The 22,422-nt window shown below is 33.6% G+C and carries 25 protein-coding genes; 22 read left to right on the forward strand and 3 right to left on the reverse strand.

Annotation, left to right across the window (positions count from 1 at the left end):
• Positions 1-13: 13 nt before the first annotated feature.
• The 9 genes from RIN63_RS03415 to ftcD all read left to right on the forward strand — a co-directional run bounded on the left by RIN63_RS03415 (position 14) and on the right by ftcD (position 8,985).
• Positions 14-1,348 (forward strand): NCS2 family permease, encoded by a 1,335-nt coding sequence (locus RIN63_RS03415; protein WP_310443258.1) that lies wholly within the window; start codon positions 14-16, stop codon positions 1,346-1,348.
• Between the two features lie 71 nt (positions 1,349-1,419).
• The gene (locus RIN63_RS03420) at positions 1,420-2,286 is read left to right on the forward strand and encodes an FAD binding domain-containing protein (RefSeq protein ID WP_310443259.1); all 867 of its coding nucleotides are present in this window, start codon (positions 1,420-1,422) and stop codon (positions 2,284-2,286) included.
• Positions 2,280-2,756, forward strand: coding sequence for a 2Fe-2S iron-sulfur cluster-binding protein (locus RIN63_RS03425; protein ID WP_310443260.1), 477 nt, complete (start codon positions 2,280-2,282; stop codon positions 2,754-2,756). The genes RIN63_RS03420 and RIN63_RS03425 overlap by 7 nt, the downstream gene beginning before the upstream one ends.
• Positions 2,756-4,027 (forward strand): molybdopterin cofactor-binding domain-containing protein, encoded by a 1,272-nt coding sequence (locus RIN63_RS03430; protein WP_310443261.1) that lies wholly within the window; start codon positions 2,756-2,758, stop codon positions 4,025-4,027. The genes RIN63_RS03425 and RIN63_RS03430 overlap by 1 nt, the downstream gene beginning before the upstream one ends.
• Positions 4,024-5,010 (forward strand): molybdopterin cofactor-binding domain-containing protein, encoded by a 987-nt coding sequence (locus RIN63_RS03435; protein ID WP_310443262.1) that lies wholly within the window; start codon positions 4,024-4,026, stop codon positions 5,008-5,010. The genes RIN63_RS03430 and RIN63_RS03435 overlap by 4 nt, the downstream gene beginning before the upstream one ends.
• Before the next feature lies 1 nt (position 5,011).
• On the forward strand, positions 5,012-5,728 hold the full coding sequence (gene yqeC / locus RIN63_RS03440; RefSeq protein ID WP_310443263.1) for a selenium cofactor biosynthesis protein YqeC: 717 nt from the start codon (positions 5,012-5,014) through the stop codon (positions 5,726-5,728).
• 22 nt (positions 5,729-5,750) lie between these two features.
• Complete coding sequence (locus tag RIN63_RS03445; protein ID WP_310443264.1) at positions 5,751-7,328, forward strand: methyl-accepting chemotaxis protein; 1,578 nt, start codon at positions 5,751-5,753, stop codon at positions 7,326-7,328.
• Between the two features lie 27 nt (positions 7,329-7,355).
• Complete coding sequence (locus tag RIN63_RS03450; RefSeq protein ID WP_310443265.1) at positions 7,356-7,943, forward strand: nucleotidyltransferase family protein; 588 nt, start codon at positions 7,356-7,358, stop codon at positions 7,941-7,943.
• Positions 7,944-8,058: 115 nt separating this feature from the next.
• Positions 8,059-8,985 carry a glutamate formimidoyltransferase gene (gene ftcD / locus RIN63_RS03455; RefSeq protein ID WP_310443266.1) on the forward strand — a complete coding sequence of 309 codons (927 nt, stop codon included), beginning with the start codon at positions 8,059-8,061 and terminating at the stop codon, positions 8,983-8,985.
• A 38-nt stretch (positions 8,986-9,023) separates the two neighbouring features.
• Here the strand turns inward: ftcD and RIN63_RS03460 are convergent, their stop codons facing one another.
• Positions 9,024-9,542 carry a nitroreductase family protein gene (locus tag RIN63_RS03460; protein ID WP_310443267.1) on the reverse strand — a complete coding sequence of 173 codons (519 nt, stop codon included), beginning with the start codon at positions 9,540-9,542 and terminating at the stop codon, positions 9,024-9,026.
• Positions 9,543-9,678: 136 nt separating this feature from the next.
• Here RIN63_RS03460 and RIN63_RS03465 point away from each other — a divergent pair, with 136 nt between their 5' ends.
• The 7 genes from RIN63_RS03465 to RIN63_RS03495 all read left to right on the forward strand — a co-directional run bounded on the left by RIN63_RS03465 (position 9,679) and on the right by RIN63_RS03495 (position 13,702).
• Positions 9,679-10,152: a hypothetical protein gene (locus RIN63_RS03465; RefSeq protein ID WP_310443268.1), complete on the forward strand. Its 474-nt coding sequence runs from the start codon at positions 9,679-9,681 to the stop codon at positions 10,150-10,152.
• A 186-nt stretch (positions 10,153-10,338) separates the two neighbouring features.
• The gene (locus tag RIN63_RS03470; protein WP_310443269.1) at positions 10,339-11,553 is read left to right on the forward strand and encodes a Tm-1-like ATP-binding domain-containing protein; all 1,215 of its coding nucleotides are present in this window, start codon (positions 10,339-10,341) and stop codon (positions 11,551-11,553) included.
• The gene (locus RIN63_RS03475; protein WP_310443270.1) at positions 11,554-12,384 is read left to right on the forward strand and encodes a phosphoenolpyruvate hydrolase family protein; all 831 of its coding nucleotides are present in this window, start codon (positions 11,554-11,556) and stop codon (positions 12,382-12,384) included.
• Between the two features lie 221 nt (positions 12,385-12,605).
• Positions 12,606-12,935: a nucleotide pyrophosphohydrolase gene (locus tag RIN63_RS03480; RefSeq protein WP_310443271.1), complete on the forward strand. Its 330-nt coding sequence runs from the start codon at positions 12,606-12,608 to the stop codon at positions 12,933-12,935.
• A gap of 13 nt (positions 12,936-12,948) precedes the next feature.
• Positions 12,949-13,170, forward strand: coding sequence for a YdbC family protein (locus RIN63_RS03485; RefSeq protein WP_310443272.1), 222 nt, complete (start codon positions 12,949-12,951; stop codon positions 13,168-13,170).
• A gap of 72 nt (positions 13,171-13,242) precedes the next feature.
• Positions 13,243-13,464: a hypothetical protein gene (locus tag RIN63_RS03490; RefSeq protein WP_310443273.1), complete on the forward strand. Its 222-nt coding sequence runs from the start codon at positions 13,243-13,245 to the stop codon at positions 13,462-13,464.
• Positions 13,457-13,702, forward strand: coding sequence for a type II toxin-antitoxin system RelE/ParE family toxin (locus RIN63_RS03495; RefSeq protein WP_310443274.1), 246 nt, complete (start codon positions 13,457-13,459; stop codon positions 13,700-13,702). The genes RIN63_RS03490 and RIN63_RS03495 overlap by 8 nt, the downstream gene beginning before the upstream one ends.
• Before the next feature lie 91 nt (positions 13,703-13,793).
• On the opposite strand, the gene RIN63_RS03500 is transcribed toward RIN63_RS03495, so the two are convergent.
• Positions 13,794-14,381 carry a metal-dependent hydrolase gene (locus RIN63_RS03500; RefSeq protein ID WP_310443275.1) on the reverse strand — a complete coding sequence of 196 codons (588 nt, stop codon included), beginning with the start codon at positions 14,379-14,381 and terminating at the stop codon, positions 13,794-13,796.
• Positions 14,382-14,700: 319 nt separating this feature from the next.
• On the opposite strand from RIN63_RS03500, the gene RIN63_RS03505 reads away from it, so the two are divergent.
• The 6 genes from RIN63_RS03505 to RIN63_RS03530 all read left to right on the forward strand — a co-directional run bounded on the left by RIN63_RS03505 (position 14,701) and on the right by RIN63_RS03530 (position 21,006).
• Positions 14,701-16,131 carry a TldD/PmbA family protein gene (locus RIN63_RS03505; protein WP_310443276.1) on the forward strand — a complete coding sequence of 477 codons (1,431 nt, stop codon included), beginning with the start codon at positions 14,701-14,703 and terminating at the stop codon, positions 16,129-16,131.
• Positions 16,131-17,435 carry a metallopeptidase TldD-related protein gene (locus RIN63_RS03510; RefSeq protein WP_310443277.1) on the forward strand — a complete coding sequence of 435 codons (1,305 nt, stop codon included), beginning with the start codon at positions 16,131-16,133 and terminating at the stop codon, positions 17,433-17,435. The genes RIN63_RS03505 and RIN63_RS03510 overlap by 1 nt, the downstream gene beginning before the upstream one ends.
• A gap of 87 nt (positions 17,436-17,522) precedes the next feature.
• Positions 17,523-18,464 carry a Gfo/Idh/MocA family oxidoreductase gene (locus RIN63_RS03515; RefSeq protein ID WP_310443339.1) on the forward strand — a complete coding sequence of 314 codons (942 nt, stop codon included), beginning with the start codon at positions 17,523-17,525 and terminating at the stop codon, positions 18,462-18,464.
• Between the two features lie 155 nt (positions 18,465-18,619).
• A complete protein-coding gene (locus RIN63_RS03520) occupies positions 18,620-19,792 on the forward strand; it encodes an NADP-dependent malic enzyme (protein ID WP_310443278.1) in 1,173 nt (390 codons plus the stop codon).
• A gap of 18 nt (positions 19,793-19,810) precedes the next feature.
• Positions 19,811-20,347 carry a hypothetical protein gene (locus RIN63_RS03525; RefSeq protein WP_310443279.1) on the forward strand — a complete coding sequence of 179 codons (537 nt, stop codon included), beginning with the start codon at positions 19,811-19,813 and terminating at the stop codon, positions 20,345-20,347.
• An 89-nt stretch (positions 20,348-20,436) separates the two neighbouring features.
• Positions 20,437-21,006 carry a xanthine phosphoribosyltransferase gene (locus RIN63_RS03530; RefSeq protein WP_310443280.1) on the forward strand — a complete coding sequence of 190 codons (570 nt, stop codon included), beginning with the start codon at positions 20,437-20,439 and terminating at the stop codon, positions 21,004-21,006.
• Positions 21,007-21,068: 62 nt separating this feature from the next.
• Here the strand turns inward: RIN63_RS03530 and tyrS are convergent, their stop codons facing one another.
• Positions 21,069-22,292: a tyrosine--tRNA ligase gene (gene tyrS / locus RIN63_RS03535; RefSeq protein ID WP_310443281.1), complete on the reverse strand. Its 1,224-nt coding sequence runs from the start codon at positions 22,290-22,292 to the stop codon at positions 21,069-21,071.
• Between the last annotated feature and the right edge of the window lie 130 nt (positions 22,293-22,422).

Below are 22,422 nucleotides of genomic sequence, written 5' to 3' on the forward strand. Positions count from 1 at the left end.
AAGGAGGAATATTATGTCTAGTAAAAATGATGCAGCGGTTGGTTTTTTCGAAAAGCAATTTAGACTAAAGGAACATAAGACAGATGTAAGAACCGAAATAATGGCAGGTATTACAACTTTCATGACCATGGCTTATATCTTGATAGTAAACCCTGACATACTTTCACAAGCAGGTATGGATTTTGGTGGAGTATTTACAGCAACTGCAATTTCATCTTTAATAGCCTGTGTAGCTATGGCATTCATGGCAAACTATCCTTTTGCACTTGCACCAGGTATGGGACTTAATGCATTCTTAACTTACACTGTAGTATTTGGTATGGGACATACATGGCAGTTTGCTTTAACAGCAGTATTTATTGAAGGGATTATATTCATTTTATTATCATTCTTCCAAATAAGAGAAGCTATATTTAATTCAATTCCTATGAATTTAAAGAAGGCAGTATCTGTAGGTATAGGTTTATTTATAGCATTAATAGGTTTCACAAATGCAGGAATTGTAGTAAAAGAAGGCGGAACAATACTTAATTTAGGTGATTTAACAGCTAATGGACCATTATTAGCACTAATAGGCCTAGTAGTTACAGGATTCCTTTTAGCTAGAAAGGTAAAAGGCGCATTATTCTTTGGTATTTTGATTACAACAATCATTGGTATACCAATGGGTGTCAGTTATATGCCTAATGGAACTTTCTTAGGAATATTTTCAGCACCACCATCATTAGCTCCAGTATTCATGAAGTTTGAGTGGGCTAATATATTAACATTTGACATGCTTATAGTAGTATTCACATTCCTATTTGTAGACGTATTTGATACTGTAGGTACTTTAATTGGGGTATCCTCTAAGGCAGGTATGTTAGACAAAGATGGTAAATTACCTAAAGTAAAAGAAGCTCTTTTAGCAGATGCTATAGGAACTACTGTTGGTGCTTGCTTAGGTACATCTACAGTAACTACATTCGTAGAATCAGCAGCAGGAGTTTCAGAAGGCGGTAGAACAGGACTTACTTCCTTAACTACAGGAATTATGTTTGGATTAGCACTAATACTTGCACCATTATTCGGAATGGTACCAGGAGAAGCAACAGCACCAGCATTAATATTAGTTGGATTATTCATGATGAGTCCAATTAAAGAAATCGATTTAGAAGATTATACAGAAGCAATACCAGCATTCTTGACAATCGTTATGATGCCTTTCGCATATAGTATAGCCGAAGGAATCGTATTTGGTATGGTTTCATATGTAATATTAAAATTAGTAGCAGGAAAAGCAAAAGAAATATCACCAATTATGTATGTATTAGCGATATTATTCATAGCAAAGACAATATTTATGTAGCAACCATAAGCCGCCTTCTATACGGAGGCGGCTTTTTAAAAACAAAGAATCCTATTATGAGGGGTGTAAATATGACCTTAAATCAAGTCTATAACGGAAATAGTATAGATGAAGTAGTAGAGTTACTTGGGAAATATGGCAAGGAAGCAAAAATAGTAGCAGGTGGAACTGATATTGTTATTGCCCTAAAAAACGAGAAAATATCACCTAGAGTGTTAATAGATATTACAAAAATTGATGAATTAAAAAAGATTGAGGATGATGGAGAGTATATTACTTTAGGTGCTGGAGTTACTTTTACTCAGATTGTGGAGAATGATATATTTCATGGCAATTTAAGAGGATTATATAAGGCTTGTAGAATGGTAGGATCACCTCAAATAAGAAACAAGGGAACCATAGGAGGAAATATTGCAAATGGTTCAGCAGCTGCTGATTCTATTCCGCCACTTATAGCTTTAGGTAGTATAGTTAGCCTTGTAAGTTCTGATGGAGTAAGAGAGATACCATTAGAAGACTATTACTATGACCAAGTAAGAGATAATGAACTTCTAAGATCTATTAGATTTAAAAAACCTAAGGATAATCAAGTTCTAAACTTCTCCAAGCTAGGTCTTAGAAAAGCTTTGGCAATATCTAGACTTACAACAGCAGTTTTACTTGAATTTGATGAGAATAATATTATACAGTTTGTTAGAGCTGCCAGTGGAGCATTGGGGAAATATCCCATGAGGGAAATAGAAGTGGAAGAGTATCTCTTAGGTAAAAAGATTAAGAATGAAACCATAGATGGAGCTGTAGATGCATTACAAATAGCCATGGATGAAAGGCTAAAAGGCAGGTCTACTCTGCCATATAAGAGGACTGCCATTGTTAGTATATTAAGAGAAACATTAGAGTCTGGAAATGAATCTAAGAATGAGGTGGGTGCATGGTAAACATAGGTCTTACAGTAAATCAAAAATTGTTTGAAATTTCTGTAGATGAGAACTTGAGATTAATAGATTTATTAAGAGATAAACTAGGGTTTCACGGCACCAAAGAGGGTTGTGGAGAAGGTGAATGTGGTGCTTGCACTGTAATAATGGATGGCGAGACGGTTAACTCTTGTCTAGTAATGGCTTTTCAAGCCAATGGCTCTAATATTACAACAATAGAAGGAATGGAAAAGGATGGGAAACTTCATCCTATACAACAAGCCTATATAGATGCTGGAGCAGTACAATGTGGATTCTGTATACCTGGCATGGTTCTATCTACCAAAGCTCTATTAGATAAAAATTCTCATCCCAATAGAGATGAGATAAGAGAAGGTATTTCAGGAAATCTATGTAGATGTACTGGATATAATAAAATGCTGGATGCAACTGAAATGGCTATAAAATATATGGAGGAGGAGAAAGAGTAATGAAACTAAATGTAGTAGGAAAAAGTGTTGTCAGAGTCGATGCATATAGTAAAGTTACTGGTAGTGCCCTTTATCCTCAGGACATATATTTAGATGATATGGTTTATGGAAAGACCCTAAGATCAGAAAGACCTCATGCCAAGATTAACATAGATGTGACAGAAGCAGAAGAAATCCAAGGTGTATTAAAGGTTTTCACCTATAAAGATGTGCCAAAGGAAAATATCCATGGAGTAGTACTAAAAGATCATGAAGTATTTGCAAGTGAAAAGGTTATAAGAATTGGGGAACCCATAGCATTTATTGTAGCAGAAAGTGAGAAAGTTTGCGATGAAGCATACAATAAAGTCAAAATAGAATATGAAGATTTACCAGCTGTATTTGATCCAGTAGAAGCTATGAAAGAAGATGCACCCAAGGTTCATGGAGAGTCGAATATTATATTTAACTATAAATTAAGACATGGAGATATAGAAGAAGGCAAGAAAAAATGCAAGTATATAGTTGAAAACACATATTATTCACCTATGGTAGAGCATGCATTTTTACAGCCAGAAGCAGGTCTAGCATATCTTGAAGAAGATGGAACACTAGTAGTTGCAGTAGCCACTCAATATCCACATTATGATAGAGAAGAAATAGCTATTAACTTAGGGATACCGGAAGAAAATATCAAGGTAATCAATACAGCCGTAGGTGGAGCATTTGGAGCTAGAGAAGATATTTCGCCACAGATACATTTAGCATTGGCTGCCTATACATTAAAGAGACCAATCAAGGTTATATATTCAAGGGAAGAATCATTTTTAACCCATTCAAAGCGTCACTCAATGACTATGAAATATAAGACTGGGGCAGATGAAGATGGCTTCTTACAATATATGGAGGCAGAAATAATAGGGGACTCTGGAGCACATTGCTCATGGGCTATAAATGTACTGAGAAAAGCTGGTGTGCATGCTACTGGACCTTATGTCATACCAAATGTGAAAGTAGACACATATGCAGTATATACAAACAATCCATTTACTGGAGCAATGAGGGGATTCGGTGCAACTCAAGTACCTATAGCCCACGAACAACAAATGGATATATTAGCAGAAAAATTAGGTATGGACCCTATTGAATTTAGGATGAAGAATATATTCAGACTAGGTTCTACTACAGCTACAGGACAGGTATTAGTAGACAGTGTTCCTTTAGATAAATGTATAGAAGAAGTCAATGAGCATTTTAATTTCTCCGAAGAAGCAAAGGAGGGAGCAATATGAAGAAAATTGGTAAGGGTATAGGAGTTTCTTTCTATGGAACTGGTTATGGCAATGGTTTTCCAGATGTATCAAGAGCAATAATAAGGCTTCTTCCAGAAGGGAAAATAGGCATATATTGTGGAGTTACAGAGGTAGGGCAAGGTGCAAAAACATCAATGAGACAAATAGCTGCTGAAGTACTTGGTCTAGGAGTAGAAGATATAGAATTAGTACATGAAAATACATCATTAATGCCTGATTCTGGAACTGCAGCTGCAACTAGACAAACATATAATACTGGAAATGCTATAAAGATAGCATGTGAAAATATGAGAACTGAATTATTTAAAAAGACAAAGGAAGCCCTAAGTCTAAATTCTACAGCAGGGCTAGTTCTAGAAAATGGAGAAATAATATTAGGCTTTTTTCCACAAAAAAGAATTTCCTTTAAAGAATTAGCAGAGATATATAAGGGAGAAAAAATCCTTGAGGCTAGTGGCGAATTTACTGCTCAAACAACTCAAATGGATGAGGAAACAGGACAGGGTGCTCCTTATTGGCCTTATACATTCAATGCATGTGCAGTTGAAGTAGAAGTTGATACTAATACAGGTATAGTCAATCTACTAAGAGCTACCTTTGCACAAGATGCTGGTCGTGCGGTAAATCCACAATTGTTAGAAGGTCAAATGGATGGTGGATTTGCCATGGGACTTGGTTATGCCTTATTTGAAGACTTGAATATTGAAAATGGAAAAATGAAAAATAATAAATTTTCTAAATATCTCATACCTACAGCTATGGATATGATAGATATAAAGAATATTATAGTAGAAGATCCCGAATCAACTGCTCCTTATGGGGCAAAGGGCATAGGTGAGCCTGTGATGATACCCATAGCTCCTGCAATATTAAATGCAATCTATGATGCAATTGGTGTTAGAATCAAAGAACTTCCTGTAACACCAGAAAAGCTAATGAAGGCCATAAGGGAAAGTGCATAAAATGAAAAACTACGAGATTCTCGACCTAGATTTAGAAAAAAGACATTTAATTTCTTTCGTAGGAGCTGGTGGAAAAAGCACATCTATGGATATTCTAGCAAAAGAGTTTAAAGATATGGGTAAAAAAGTTTTAGTGACTACTACAACAGTAATATTTCATCAGCAACATATAGATAATGATGAGTTTGTTCTAGGGGAATTAAATTATGATCTAATTCCCTTAAAAGGCTCTATTACTTTATATGGCAGAAGTATGGATGATGGAAAGATACGAGGAGTTTCTGAAGATGAAGTAATAGAGATATACAATAGAGGAATTTTTGATATTATTTTAGTAGAAGCTGATGGAGCAAGGATGAAACCAATAAAAGCTCCAGCCAATCATGAGCCAGTGGTACCAAATATTACAACCATGACAATTGGGGTAATAGGTCTTGATGCCATAGGTAAGCCCTTGGATGAAGAACATGTACACAGGGCTGAAATACTAGGATCAGTTTTAAATGTGGATTTGCCACATTATGTTGATGTCAATGATATTGTGAAACTTGCCTCAAGTGAGGATGGGTTATTTAAGAGAACCTCTGGTAGGAAAGTACTATTTCTCAACAAGGCAGACAATATAGAGTTGCTTCACCTAGGAGAAGTAATCAGAAGACAATTGCTTGAAAAGGGAATTAGGGATGTATATGTAGGAGAGCGTGGCAAATTGTGCTAATAAATATGAGGGGGACAATTACTTGAAAAGAAACATTAAAAGTATTATTGGAATTTTATTATTAGCAATTATTTTCTTTGGAGTTAACCATCTAACTGCAATGTATTTAAACAACATGTATATTAAAATTGGAATTCTTCTAATTCTTTCAGTCATATTTACTTTAGTGATAGTTCAGCTGCAAAAGAACAGAGGAGTAGAGGAAATAGTAGAGCTTGTATCAAAGATAAATGACCTAGATTTTACAATACAACAGGATATGGTTTTATCTGAAGAAGCAAAAGAAAATATTTATAATGTAGCCAAACAGATTAGAAACAATCTAAGGACTCAAGTAGAGATATCCACTGAAATATTTAATGAATGTGAGAGCTTGGGAGTATTGTCAACGGATAGTTTATCCTCAGCAGAGCTTGTAGCCACATCAGTAGAGATATCTGACTCCAATACAAGAGAACAATCTCTTATGCTAAAGAAAACCAACGATTTAACAGATGAGATAATTAGCTCAATGAAGAATGTTGAGAGAGACATAATGGACAAGATTCAATTTATAGCATCTTCTATTACATCAGCTCAAAAGGGCTTAGGTAAAATCCATGGTATTGAGGATAGAATAAAAAATTCTAAGTCCATGGTAAAGGAAACTTCTCAGCAAATGACAAAGCTTAAAAACTATTCTGATGAAGTAGGAGGACTAGTAGATTTAATTCATTCAATATCCAGTGAAACAAAGATGCTTTCCTTAAATGCTTCAATAGAAGCAGCTAGAGCAGGGGAAGAGGGTAAGGGTTTTTCTGTTGTAGCTACAGAAGTAGGTAAACTAGCTGAAGAAACAGATAAAGTATCTAAGAAGATTGAAGAAGTAATGAATGTACTTAGAGATGAAATCGCATCAATTACAAGTTCCATGGTTGAAGAAATGGAGTACATGGATGAAAACTGCAAGGTAATTGAAGTTACAAACGAAGAACTAGGATCAATAGTGGAGACTTTGAATCTAGGTAAAGAAAGTTTAGAGCAAATAAAAGATGTTACAGGGCAAAACAATAAAATGATAGAAGAAGTGACTATAAATATTGATAAAATCACACAATTCTCTGAAGAAACTTCTTCTCAAATGGTTCAAACAACTGATCAAACTATGGATCAGCATAATAGAGCAAAATCTGTAGCTACAGCAGTAGAAAAAATCAGAGATAATGTATACAATATGCAGCAATTTGTAGTAGGTAAAGTCATGGAAGAGAAGATGTTAAAACAAGCTTATGAAGTGAAAGATTTCTTTATTAACAATAAAAATGTATCTGATAATCAAATCAAGCAGTTAATTAAAGAAGTTGGTATTGATGCAATATATATAACTGATTCATCAGGTATTGTAGAGTATACTAATGAAAAAGATGCCATAGGATTAAACTTATATGTAGCTGATCCTAGCTTTGCAGATTTTGAAAGCAAAAAAAAGGAGTATATTGTAACACCTATAAAGAAAAGAATGGAAGACGGAAAGCTATTCAAGTTTTTAACTGTGACAGATGAAAATAAAAAGCTTTATGAAGTAGGATTAGGTATAGAATCTCTATTGAAAGATATTTAATCTAGTTCAAAGGCTAGGAGAATAAAAATGATTATAGGAATAATACAAGCATCAGGGTTTTCTACAAGAATGAAGGAAGATAAACTTCTGTTGGAAATAGACGGCATAAAAGTCATAGAAAGAGTAGTTAAAGCGTGCAAAGAGTCTAATCTAGATGATGTGATTCTAATATATAGAAGAGATGAAGTAAAAGAAATAGGAAATAAATATAATATTAGAACGATATACAATGAAAAAGCTCATTTAGGTCAGTCAGAAGGATTAAAACTAGGGGTTAAAGAGGCAGAAGGTTCTACAGCTTATATGTTTTTAGTAGGAGATCAACCCTTATTGACCTCAACTATTATCGACAAATTGTTAAAAGAATACAAAGAATCAAATTCTACTATATTAGTTCCATATTACAATGGTAATAAAGGAATGCCAATGATTATTTCATCAGAATTTAAAGAGGAACTCCTAAAGATAGTAGGAGATAAAGGTGGTAGAGATATAGTTAAAGACAATATCCATATAGTAAAAAAGGTTTATTTTGAAGATGAAAACTTGGGTGTGGATATAGACACTCAAGAGGATATTCATAGATTGAGGGGAGGCCCTATTAGTAAAAAATAATGGAAAAACTAGACATCAAAAGCCTAAATGAGGACACCTTTTGTAGAAAGTACATAAAGCAAAATTTTGTCAAATATGCTAATATTATATCATAGGAAATTAAGGGGGAATAATAATGCAAGATAAACAATATATTTTAGCAGTACCAAATTTTTCAGATGGTAGGAGACAAGATGTAATCGATGCGATAACAGGAGAAATCAAAAATCGCCCAGGAGTAACTTTAGTAAGTGTAGAACCAGAGCATGACTTTAATAGAACAGTTGTGACAATATTAGGAGAGCCAGAACCACTGAAAGAGGCATTACTTGCAATGGCTGGAAAATCTTATGAATTAATTGACATGAGAGAGCAAAAAGGTTCTCATCCAAGGATAGGTGGACAAGATACAATACCACTATTCCCATTTAAAAACATTACATTAGAAGAATGTAAAACACTAGCTGAAGAAATAGGAAACGAATTATTTGCAAAATATCAAGTTCCAATATATTTCTCAGCAGAAAACGCAAGAACAGAAGACAAAAAATCAATATCATTCATAAGAAAAGGACAATATGAAGGACTGAAGGAACTATTAGATGACGCAAATCATCCAGATCATGAAGCGAGACGCCCAGACCTATCGGTAGATGGCAAACTAAGTCCACAATATGGTGCTACAATAGTATCAGCTGATTTAGAAGGATTAACAGCATATAATGTATTTTTGGGAACAGAAAATGTAAATATTGCAAAGGAAATAGCAAAAGCAGTAAGAGGACCAAGTGGTGGATTCTCTACAACAAGGGCAGTAGGAATCAAATTCCCTGAAAGAGAAGGAGTAGTTGTATCTATAAATATGTTCAACTGTGCTCAAACACCATTATATAGAGCATATGAATTAGTAAAATTAGAAGCACAAAAATATGGAATACCAGTAACAGGCTCAGAACTAGTAGGTCCAGTAAAATTAGAATACTTACTAAATAATTTAAATCATTATTTAGGACTACAAGGATTTAGAGAAGAACAAATATTAGAAAAACACTTAATGGGATAGGAATAATAAGGGCGACCACTGGTCGCCCTTATTATCTACTAAAAACCATTATCATGGATTTTATTATATGAGAGTCCTTCTTTACTATGAGTTGATTTCTCTTCATTAGGATAACCAATGGATATCATACATTCTACTTCATATTTTTCAGGAATATTTAAAATACCCTTAACTAAATCTTCTACATTTTCATTCTTGTCATTTACTCTACTTCTCACCTGAATCCAACAAGAACCTAATCCTAGATCTTCTGCTAATAATTGAATGACCGTGGATATAATAGAACAATCCTCTATCCAAATTTCACTTGCCTCTGGATCACCTAAAATCACAATTCCTACTGGGGCATTTTTCAAAGGTCCTGAAGATGATCCTCTAGTATCACCAAGTTTTTCTAATATGCTTTTATCCTTAACTACAATAAGCTCCCAAGGTTTACGATTTTTAGATGATGGTGAAGTTAGAGCCCCTTGCAATAACTTATCTAGAACTCCATCCTCTATTTCCATATCCTTGTATTTTCTTATACTTCTTCTTTTCATCAACAAATCTAGCATGCTATCCCTCCTCATTTTGCTTTAATTAGGTATATTATAACACAGTATCAGTAGGAAGGGCTTGAATATATACTTAGATAAAGTTATACATATCTATAGCCGATGATATTAATATAATTATGGGTGGAGGTGTACTATGAAAATTAACAATAACAATCCTAATATATTAAGTTTCTTAGAAGGACCAAAAAAATCAAAGTATGAATCCAAAATAGAAGATAAGAATTCACTGATAGATATGCTAAGGAATCAAGCAAAGGAAAATGAAACAACAAATCTAAGATACAAAATAGAAGGCATTGCCAGAAGAATTGCAAGAGGAGACGATATTACTTCAGAGGAACGAGCCTTATTAGAAAAGAATGATCCAGACCTACTGCGTAAGGCAGACATGGCAGCTAGAAGAAGGAAAGATGTTGAAGCAAGATTAAAAAGAGCTAAGACTAAAAGTGAAGCAAGAGCCATTATTACAGAGGCAAAAATAGAAGTGCAACAGGTTTTTGACAAAGATCCAAAATACGCAGAATTATTATCAGCAGCCTATAGTGACCTAAAACCCAATAAGGATAATGGTGAAGAAGATAAAAAGGAATTAGATATAAAGATATAGCACGGTGGGGCTGAAGATTCTCTTGCCCTGTGTATAGTGATAAAAAGTTACCTTGTATGATTAAAGGGTGACTTTTTTGTATATGGAGGATAATTAAATGGGCACAATAAAAAGAATGGAAAAGATCATATAGGGGTATTAATAACCTAGGATTATCATAATAAAAATGTAATTGGAGGAGATTTAATGAAAACTATTGCAATAGCAGGAACATTTGATACGAAGGGTGTTGAATATACTTATATCAAGGAATTATTTGAAGAATTGGGCATAAAAACATTTACAATTCATACTGGCGTATTTGAACCAACATTTGAACCAGATATTTCTAATAAGGAAATTGCAGAAGCAGTAGGTGAAAATATTACAGTTATGGCAGAAAAGAAAGATAGGGCATTGGCAACTGAGATTTTAGCAAGGGGAATGGAAAAATTGATTCCAGAGCTATATAATCAGGGAAAGTTTGATGGAATCATTTCCTTTGGAGGATCCGGTGGTACATCTCTTGTAACTCCAGCTATGAGGGCACTACCAATAGGTGTACCAAAGATAATGGTATCTACAATGGCATCAGGAAATACATCTCAATATGTGGGAACTAGCGATATTATGATGATGCCATCAGTAGTAGATGTTTCTGGACTAAATTCCATATCCACCAAGATCTTTTCCAATGCCGTCTTTGCAATGGCAGGAATGTTAGAACATGAAAATAAAAAGGAAATTGAGAAAAAGCCATTGGTAGCTGCTACCATGTTTGGTGTAACTACTCAGTCCGTAAATTATGCAAAAGAATATCTAGAAGACCGAGGATACGAAGTATTGGTATTTCATGCAACAGGTATTGGTGGACAATCAATGGAATCCCTTGTTGAGGCAGGATTCATTAAAGGAGTATTAGATCTAACTACAACGGAATGGGTAGATGAAATAGTAGGTGGTGTTTTAAATGCAGGACCAAATCGTCTAGAAGCCGCAGGGAAAAATAATATTCCACAAGTAGTATCCGTTGGTGCCATGGATATGTGTAATTTTGGACCATATGGCACTGTACCAGAGAAATTTGCTGGCCGTAATCTATATAAACATAATCCTACAGTAACATTGATGAGAACCACTGTGGAAGAAAACAAGATAATAGGCAATAAAATAGCTGAAAAGTTAAATATGGCAAAGGGAAAAACAGCTTTATTCCTACCATTAAAGGGTGTATCTGCCATTGATGTAGAAGGTCAAGTATTCTATGGACCTGAAGAAGATAAGACTTTATTTGATACTTTAAGAAATGAGATAAATAAAGATATTGTTGAGATAATAGAGATGGATAATGCAATAAATGATAAGGAATTTGCAGAAGCCGCAGCTAAAAGATTAATAGAGTTGATGAAGGAGGACATATAAATGAACACAATGACAAGAACAGAGATAATGGCAAAGTTTAGAGAAGAAGTAAAGAGTGGAAAGATATTATTAGGTGTAGGGGCTGGTACTGGTATTACAGCAAAAAGTAGTGAGGCTGGTGGAGCTGATATGCTCATTATTTATAATTCAGGTAGATATAGAATGGCAGGTCGTGGTTCATTAGCAGGATTATTACCATATGGAGATGCAAATCAAATTGTTATAGATATGGGTTCAGAGGTATTGCCAGTGGTGAAACATACTCCAGTATTAGCAGGAGTATGTGGCACAGACCCATTTAGAGTTATGGATGTATATTTAAAACAATTAAAGGAACAAGGCTTTAATGGAGTTCAAAACTTTCCAACTGTAGGTTTAATTGATGGGGTATTTAGACAAAATCTAGAGGAAACAGGAATGGGTTATGATCTAGAAGTAGAAATGATTAAAAAGGCTCATGATTTAGATATGTTAACGACACCTTATGTATTCGATCCAGAGCAGGCTAAAGCAATGGCAGAAGCAGGCGCCGATATCTTAGTGGCACATATGGGATTAACAACAAAGGGTACAATTGGAGCAAAGACTGCCCTTACATTGGATGATTGTATAGTTAGAATAGAGGAAATAATCAAGGCTGGCAAAGCTGTTAATCCAGATATTATGGTTATTTGCCATGGTGGACCTATTGCATATCCAGAGGATGCCAAATATGTAATAGAAAGAACAGAAGGAATAGATGGATTCTTCGGGGCATCAAGTATTGAAAGATTTGCAGCTGAAAAAGGGATAAGAGAGCAGGCAGCAGCATTTAAGACTATAACCAAATAAGTATGTAGTGGGTAGCTGACGCAAAAGACGATTTTGACACAGATGAATGGTTCTCTTGTGTTCTAGCCATACTACCTAATTATGTATATAAGGAATAGATGTGTATAATGTACAATATGTACATTTGTTCTTTTCTGATATAAAGGAAGCTTAGTATGACTTAGGCAAATTTTATTTAAGTGAAATTTCAAGATAACATATCAAAGATAGGAGATAAACTAATGACCGACAAAACAACAAATATCCAACAAGTAAAAGATAAAATTGCTAAATTTGTTGCAGAGAGAAAGTGGAATCAATTCCACAATCCAAAGAACCTTTCCATGAGTATAGCTATAGAAGCTAGTGAATTAATGGAAATATTTCAGTGGATGACAGAAGAAGAGGCATGGAATATAAATAACTCCACTGAAAGTATCCATCTCAAAGAAGAACTTTCAGATGTGATTATATATTGCTTATCCTTGGCTAATCAACTAGACATTGATGTAAGTGCAGCTATAGAGGATAAAATAGGCAAGAATGCGATAAAATATCCAGTAAATAACTAAAGGAGGCAATACAATGGCAGAAATAAAATATGAAATAACAGAAAACTTAGGTGTATTATCAGAATCAGCGAAGGGTTGGACTAAGGAGATAAATCTTGTATCTTGGAATAATTACCCTGCAAAATATGATATAAGAGAATGGGATCCAGAGCACATTAAAATGGGCAAGGGTGTTACATTAAATGCCGAGGAGATAAAGCAGTTAAGAGATATATTGAATGGATTAGAATTATAAAGTTATATGGATTAATTTAGAACATGATATAATATAAATAATTACAATAATATCTATAAGGGAGTGTTTAGGATGGCTATCCCCAAAAAAATAATTTTAGATTTAATGGATGATTTATCAGAAGAGAAGTTGGGAAAAGTAATTAGCTTTATTAGGTTTATTAAAGAAGAAGAAGAACCAATTCTATTGCTTGAATCAAGTGATGAAAAAGAAATAATAAGAATATTAGAAGAAGATGAATGGTACAGTTCTGATGAAGTAAAAAAGACGATACTGGATAAAGAAAATGATTGAGACTATCTATTCAAAAGACTCGAAAAAATCACTAGAGTCATATGATAAAAAGACAGGTTTAAGAATAATTAAAGCAATAGAAGATATCCCCTTAGGTGACATAAAGAGATTGGAAGGAAATAATGTACCTATATTGTTTAGACTTAGAGTTGGGAAGTATAGGATAATTTATAGCTATTTGGATAAGGACTGCATAAAGGTAATAAAGATAGATACTAGAGGAGACATATATAAGTAAAATAGGATGGACTAATCCATCCTATTATGCTGTGAACTATTTCTATTCTATGTGATATAAAGTAATTGCATCTTGTATTTCTGCTATATAATTATATTTTTATAAAATTATATAGCAGAAATATTGAATATATGGTTAACAATACGAAAAGTATATCTTCAAATTCACTATTAGGCTTAATTATTATTGGAGATGAAATGTTTGTTTTTAGAGGAAAAAACAACCTTACACCTTTTATTGTAAAAAAGTCAGCTAGTAGATGTAAGACATACCCTATAATAAATCCAGAATATACAAGAGATAAATTATATTTTGCTGTCATTAATTTGACCATATATGAAACTGTCAGAAAACCTATTATGCTATGGGTAAAACCTCTGTGGCTTGATAGTCCAATAAATAGGGTCACTATGCCTAAAAGACCAAATATATTATTTTCTGTCAGAAAATATAAGTAGATGAATCCTATAGCTAAAGATAAATAAAACAATACCCTATATATTTCATTTTTAATAAACAATAGTTTTTGATTTAACTTAGCTTTGGGATGATCTAAATCTGGTATTAAAGAGCCAATGACAGAAGCTGCTACCAATACTAGTTGATTTTCTATGGGTTGCCCTACAGAAACAGTTAATGCTGCTACGATTCCTATAGCCATATGTGTTTTTCCCGTCATAAAACTCCTCCTTAGATGTATGTACTGGCTTATAGTAGTTTAAAGATACTATTGTATATTATATATGCTTTCGAACATACATTCAAGTCTAAGATAGTTATTTAAATAATGGAGATAAAAATAATAATTGTACAAAGAAAACAAGTCTCTTGCAATTGACTTTAAACATAAGGGGAAATTATATATTATTTGAATGATTTTATATAAAAGAAGGATTTCATAAACTTTTGTAGAATACAATATATAGGTCATAGCAATACCATCAATAAATGGTCTTATGGTTATGTCGTTTAATGCAAATACAACAAGGAGGTGCACTATGCAGGTATCAATGTCAAAGTACCTAACAAATCAAAAAAACACACTAAGAAAATTAGTAGAAATTCTTTCAAAAGAATTTAAGTATGTATCAGTTTTAGGAACTGATGTAAGAGGCAAGAGTTACTCAGTTTATAAGACAGGAGCAAGTATAAACGATTCATCAGGCGGTGAGAGGGGTTTCGTAGTTAGGCTTCATAATGGATATAACTATTCTGAGTATTCCTTTAATAAGTTATCACTTGAAGGTTTGGATTCCTTATGTAAAGACATAAAGGATAAGATAAATGATGATATTAACAAACTGAAGGCTTCAGATATAAGGCTAAGTAGCTATCCAGTCATAGAAGAGGATAAGGTTATGGACAAGCATTTTAAAGAGGTAGAAATACTTCCTGAAGAAGTAGGGGCAGAGGAAAAAATTAAGAGAATGACTAGAATTATGGATGAGGCCTTTACATATTCAGATTTATTAGTGGATTTTTATGTATACTATGAGGATTGTCATGTATCGAAAGTGTTTATATCTCAAAATAAAGAGCTAGAGCAATCATATATATACAGTGAAGGTACTCTTACAGCTATAGTGAGAAGGGATGATAATACAAAATATTATTATGTGGGGGCGTCAGGTCTAAAAGGTGTTGAGCTTCTTGATGAGCTCGAAGAAAAGGCAAAGGGAGTAGTTTCCTATGCAGAAAAACTTTTAGATGCCAAAAGAATTATCCCAGGAGAATATGATGTTATTTGTTCACCAGAAATATCAGGGTTAATTGCTCACGAAGCCTTTGGTCATGGTGTTGAAATGGATATGTTTGTTAAAAATCGTGCAAAGGCTGCAGAGTATATTGGTAAAGAAATAGCTTCAGGTCTAGTAAGTATGCATGATGGGGCAGCCGCTGTAGAAAACATCTCATCCTTTTTGTTTGATGATGAGGGTATACTTGGAACTGATACCTTGGTAATAGACAAAGGGATTCTTGAAACTGGAATATCAGATTTGCTTTCTGCCCTGAGACTTGGAACTAAACCTACTGGCAATGGTAAAAGACAATCCTTTGAGAGAAAGGCCTATGCTAGGATGACTAATACTTTCTTTGAAGGAGGAAATGACAAGCTAGAGGACATGATTGCTTCAATAAAAAAGGGTTATATTTTAGAAACTGTCTTAAGCGGTATGGAAGATCCAAAAAATTGGGGTATACAATGTATGATCCTTGTTGCAAAGGAAATAAAGGATGGAGAGCTTACAGGAAATATCATGTCACCCGTTATTATGACTGGTTATGTACCAGATCTACTAAAATCCATATCTATGTTATCTGAAGATGTTAAAATACATGCTGGTGGAGAATGTGGAAAGGGTTACAAGGAATGGGTCAAGGTATCTGATGGTGGTCCATACATCAAGGCAAAAGTGAGGTTGGGATAATGCTAGAGAAAATAAAAGGGATATTATCAAATATAGATGGAATACATGGCTGGAAGATAAACGAGAAAATAGTAGAATCAAAGGAATTATTCTTTATAAAAAAAGAACTTGATATGAATAGAGCTAAAAATGTACACCACATAAATCTTACTGTCTATAAAGATTTTGAGGAAGATGGCAAGAAGTATAGGGGTTCATCTACTACTGCAATTCATCCTACTATGAATGAAGAAGAAATAATAATAGTAATAAGGGACGCTATTTATGCTGCAGGATTTGTAAAAAATAAGTACTATCCATTAGTAGAGCCTGTAGTAGAAGAACAAGAAATAATTGAAAATCGTTTTAAGAAGGATTCTATGTCAAATTGGATACCTAAACTCACAGAAGAAATCTTCCGAGCTGATAGATATGAAAATGGGGGGATTAATTCTGCAGAACTTTTCTTAGATAAGGTAAATGTGAGAATACTCAACTCTCAAGGTGTAAATGTAGCTTATGAAACTTACAGAGGGGAGCTTGAATTTATTACAAACTGGAAAGAAAAGGGAGAAGAAGTAGAGCTTTATGAAGATATTCTTTTTTCAGACTTCGATGAAAAATTAATAGTCAATTCCGTAGATGAAATGCTCAAGATATCTAAGGATAAGGCAATTGCTAAACCTACACCTGTGTTGAAGGATATACCAGTGATTTTATCAGGAATGGCAGTAAAAGAATTTTTCAATTACTACTATGATAAAGCTGCAGCAGCTTCTATTTACGAAGAGACATCAACTGCTAAATTAAATGAAAATATACAGGGCGATGGAGTAAAGGGTGACAAAGTAAATATTATCTTAGACCCTAATTTAGACAATTCTACAGCATCCCTACCTTATGATGAAGAAGGTTTGAGACTTTCCAAGGTATCCTTATATGAAGACGGCATATTGAAAAGATATTGGGGTAATACAAGATTTTCTCATTATTTAGATATAGAAGCCACAGGCAATATAAGAAATATTATAGTGGAAGGTGGAAGTAGAACCTTAGAAGAAATTAGAGAAGGAGCTTATATAGAGCTTAAAGTATTTTCTGATTTTCAAATGGATACATTAACAGGAGATTTTGCTGGAGAAATTAGATTAGGCTGGTATAATGATGGAGAAAAGAAAGTAGCAGTTACAGGAGGTTCTATTTCAGGAAATATAAATGAAGTTCATAAGGAAATGTTCTTATCTAAAGAGTTACAAAAAATAAATAATTTTAGTGGGCCTAGGGCAGTTAAACTTCTAAATGTAAATATAGCAGGAGTAGAATAATATACACAGACTTGGCCTGTGAAAAGATAAATCAATAAACTATAGCAATTAACTTAAGATGAAAGGATGAACACAATAGTGAAAAAAATGAATATAGGAATAATTGGAGCAGGTGTAGTTGCAGAGAGAATCATAAATGCTAGCAACAAGCATCCAAGAGCAAATATTAAGGGAATATATGATGTGGATCTCAACAAATTAAAAGAAGTAACAGAGAAATATAATTTGCAAGCCGTAGATTCCTATAATGATTTGCTACAGGATGAAGATATAGATATTATTTATTTGGCAGTTCCACCAAAATTTCATTATCCTATAGCTATGGATATACTAAAGACAGACAAACATTTTATATGTGAGAAACCTTTGGCAAATTCAACAGATGAGGCTAGGGAAATGTACAGTGTAGCAAAGGATAAAGCTATAGTCCATGGAATGAACTTTCCTACTATATATATAAATGCCTATAAAAAAATGGAGGAGCTTTTATCAGAAGGCTTTATTGGTGATTTAGTTAGAGTTGAGTTCCAAGGCTACTTCACCCATTGGCCTAGACTATGGCAACAAAACCATTGGATTTCATCAAGGGAGCAAGGTGGTTTTGTAAGGGAAGTAGTTACTCACTATATTCAAATGATTCAAAGATTATTTGGAGATATAGAAGATGTTAGCAGCTTTATTGAATATCCAGAGGACCCCACAATCTCAGAAACAAGCATTATCGCAAGAGGTACAGTGAAAGGGGTTCCAGTCTTAATCAATGGAGTAACTGATATAGGTATGGAAGAAGAATTGTCTTTTAAAATATTTGGTACAAAGGGGTCAATATTCTTAAAAAACTGGAGAGAACTATGGATATCTAAAAAGGGAGAAGCATTAGAAAAGTTAGATATAAAAGAGGAAAATCATTTAGTAGGTTTGCTAGACAATATATTTAAAGCAATAGATGGAGAAGATGCAAAAATTGTTGACTTCGAAGAAGGATACAAAACACATATGATTATAGAAAAGTTATTAGGTAGAGAATAGGTCAATGATTATATAGTTTCGATAAAAAATGAAGTATAGCTATAATACATGAAAAAATAGTGGAAGATTTCCACTATTTTTTCATGTACAATAGTTAAGGTTTATGAATTTTGGGTAAATAGATATCATAGAATAGTCTTGCAGGGGGAGATTAGATGGATTTAAATAAGGAATCTTTAGCATTACATAAGAATAATAGAGGCAAGATAGAAATCAAAAGCAAAGTTCAAATAAAGGATTATAAAGACTTGAGCATAGCCTATTCTCCAGGAGTAGCAGCACCATGTGCAGAAATAAAAAATAATTTAAGTTTAGTATATGAATACACTAATAAAGGAAATATGGTGGCAGTCATAACAGACGGGTCTGCTATATTGGGATTAGGAAATATAGGTTCTCAAGCAGGGCTACCTGTTATGGAAGGAAAGGCAATACTATTTAAGGAATTTGCTGGTATAGATGCTATTCCTATATGTTTAAGAAGCCAAGATGTAGAAGAGATTATCTCTACAGTGAAAAATATTTCTCCAACTTTCGGTGGAATAAATCTAGAGGATATCTCTGCTCCAAGATGTTTTGAAATAGAGGAAAGACTTAAAAAAGAATTAGATATTCCTGTATTTCATGATGACCAACATGGTACTGCAGTGGTGGTCCTAGCTGCTATAATAAACTCTTTAAAGATAGTAAAGAAAGAGAAGAAAAAGGTCTCTATTGTAATAAATGGAGCCGGGGCTGCAGGAATTAGTATAGCAAAGTTACTTATGGAGGATGGATTTAAAGATATAATTGTATGTAATAGAAAAGGAATATTAGAATATAATGATCCTTCCTTAGATAAGTATAATAAGGATATAGCTAAGATTACTAATCCTAAAAAGGTGGAAGGTAGCTTAAAGGATGCCTTAACTAATGCAGATATTTTCGTTGGAGTATCAACATCAAATGTATTAAATGGAGAAGATATTAAGTCCATGAATAAAGATCCAATAATACTTGCCATGGCAAACCCTGACCCTGAAATAATTCCAGAAGATGCAAGATCATATGGAGCTAGGATAGTAGGCACAGGTAGATCGGATTATCCTAATCAGGTGAATAATGTATTAGCATTTCCTGGTATATTTAAAGGAGCATTAAGTGTACGGGCAAAAGATATTAACGAAGAAATGAAATTAGCAGCAGCCTATGCTATTGCCAATGCTGTTGATGAGGAAGATTTAAATGAAGAAAATATTCTTCCAAATATTTTTGATAAAACAGTAGTAGTTAAAATTGCCAAGGCTGTATCCCAGGTAGCTCGTGAAACAGGCATGGCTAGAATATAGATTTTAAAGGGGGATATTATGAGTTATATTGTAAGAGAAGTAGAAAACTTTTTTAAGGTTATTAAACTAAAGGAATTTAGAAAGACAAAGGGTGTAGTTTTTGATGTAATGGTTAAATCTATGGTGCCTCCAGTTCATGCCATAGATAGGGTGTTACATGAAGATGGAGCCATATCACCAGGAACAGTTGAAGATGTAGAACGCCCTTGGTACATGCATCCAAATCAAGAGGATAATCTATTTGTACTTCATGGGAAAAGATACATAGAACTTTACACAAAGGAGCATGGAAAGGTTGAAAGATTTGTAATCACTCCAGACTATATTGAGCATAATGGTGAGCGTATTGTAGAGGGTGGTGGATTAATTACTTGGACCACCAATGTATTCCATAGAATAAGAAGTGGAGAAGATGGTTCAGCTTCTATAAACTTAGCTACTCATATTGACGGATTTGATATAAAGACAAATTTTAATATATATGATTTAGATGTGCAGACTGGAGAATACAAATTAATAAGAGAAGGATATAAGGATCAAAACCATGATGATTAACGAGCCATTTTTTTATGGCTCATTTTCTTTGTTGAATAAATTCAATAATTGTTATAATATAATATAAAATTAGTGTAGAGGTGAAAAAAATGGAATTATTAAAACAAAGAATAATTAAAGATGGATCCTTTAAAGAAGGAAATATTATAAAAGTAGACAGTTTTTTAAATCATCAGATAGATGTGGAATTATTAAATGAGATAGGAAAAGAATTTAAGTCTAGATTTCAATCTGAGAAAATAGACAAGATACTTACCATAGAAGCATCTGGTATTGCAATAGCAGTTATCGCGGCCCTGCATTTTAATGTGCCAGTAGTATTCGCTAAGAAAACAGAGTCAAAGAACTTAGATAATGATACTTATGAGAGCTCTGTATATTCTTATACCAAGGACAAGACCTATACCATCAAAGTATCCAAAAGATATTTAAATGAAGGAGAAAATGTATTAATAGTAGATGATTTTCTTGCCAATGGAAAAGCTGCAGAGGGCTTAATAGATATAGTAAACAAGGCAAAGTGCAGAGTTGCAGGAGTAGGTATTGTAATAGAAAAGGGCTTCCAAAATGGTGGAGACAATATAAGAAAACAAGGTGTCAAACTAGAGTCTTTAGCTATTGTTCAATCAATAGAAAATGGAAATATAATATTTAAATAAATAAGTTTGGATTTTGGTGCCAGGCACCAAAATCCAAACTTATTTTGATAATATGTTGAAATTTAGATTTTTACTTGATGATATACTTTTTTGCCTTTTCTTATCATTATTTTTCCGTCTTTAAAATCTTCTAGGGTTACTTGTTTGTTTATGGTTTCAACTTTTACATCATCTATGGTTATGCCACCTTGTTCTACAAGTCTTCTTCCTTCACCATTGGATTTTGTAAGGTCAAGATCTTTTAATAGGTCGAGAATACCTATTCCATTTTCAAAGATTGATTTATCCATTTCAGTAAATGGGATAGAGCCTTCTTCCATACCACCAGAGAATAGTGCTTTTGCTGCTAGTTGTGCTTTGTTAGCTTCTTCTTCTCCGTGTATCATTCTTGTTACTTCATGAGCTAATACTTCCTTTGCTCTATTTATTTCTGCACCTTCTAATGCTCCTAGTTTTCTAACTTCATCCATTGGTAAGAATGTAAGAAGAGCTAAGAATTTCTCTACATCCCTATCGTCTACATTTCTCATGTATTGGTATAGTTCATATGGTGGTGTTTTTACTGGGTCTAACCAAATTGTACCTGCTTCAGTTTTACCCATTTTTGTACCAGCAGCAGTAGTCAATAGTTTAAATGTCATAGAGTATACTTTATCTTGCTCTATTTTTCTTACTAATTCATATCCTCCAAGCATATTTGACCATTGATCAGATCCACCTAATTGCAATTTACATTTATGGTTTCTATATAGATGTAAGAAATCATAGGATTGCATTAGCATATATCCAAATTCAAAGAAGGTTAGTCCTTGTTCCATTCTATTTTTATAGCAATCGAAGGTAAGCATTCTATTGACTGAGAAATGAACCCCTATTTCCCTCATGAAATCAACAAAATTTAATTCCAATAGCCAATCTGCATTGTTTACTATTATTGCCTTACCTTCACCAAAGTCAATGAACTTACTTAATTGTTCACCAAATCTACTTGCATTGTAATCAATCATTTCCTTAGTCATTACTTTTCTCATATCAGCCTTACCTGATGGGTCTCCAATCATAGTTGTTCCTCCACCAATTAATGCTATTGGTTTATGACCATGTTGTTGCATATGCATCATAACCATAATTTGCAGGTAATGACCTAAAGTCAAGCTATCTGCTGTTGCATCAAATCCAATATAAAATGGAACGGATTCTTTTCCTAATAATTCCTTAAGTTCATCTTCATAAGTTGCCTGATCAATATAGCCTCTTTCCTGCAACACATTAAATACATTTTGCATAATATCCCTCCTAAAATATAAAAAGGGCTTCATCTCATCTAAAGGACGAGAGGAAACCCGTGGTACCACCTTAATTCGCATAAAGCCTCAACCACTTAACGCGTGGGAACGCAATAAAATTGAACTCAGG

This window comes from Tissierella sp., from assembly GCF_031460495.1.
Lineage (GTDB): Bacteria > Bacillota > Clostridia > Tissierellales > Tissierellaceae > JAVKTS01.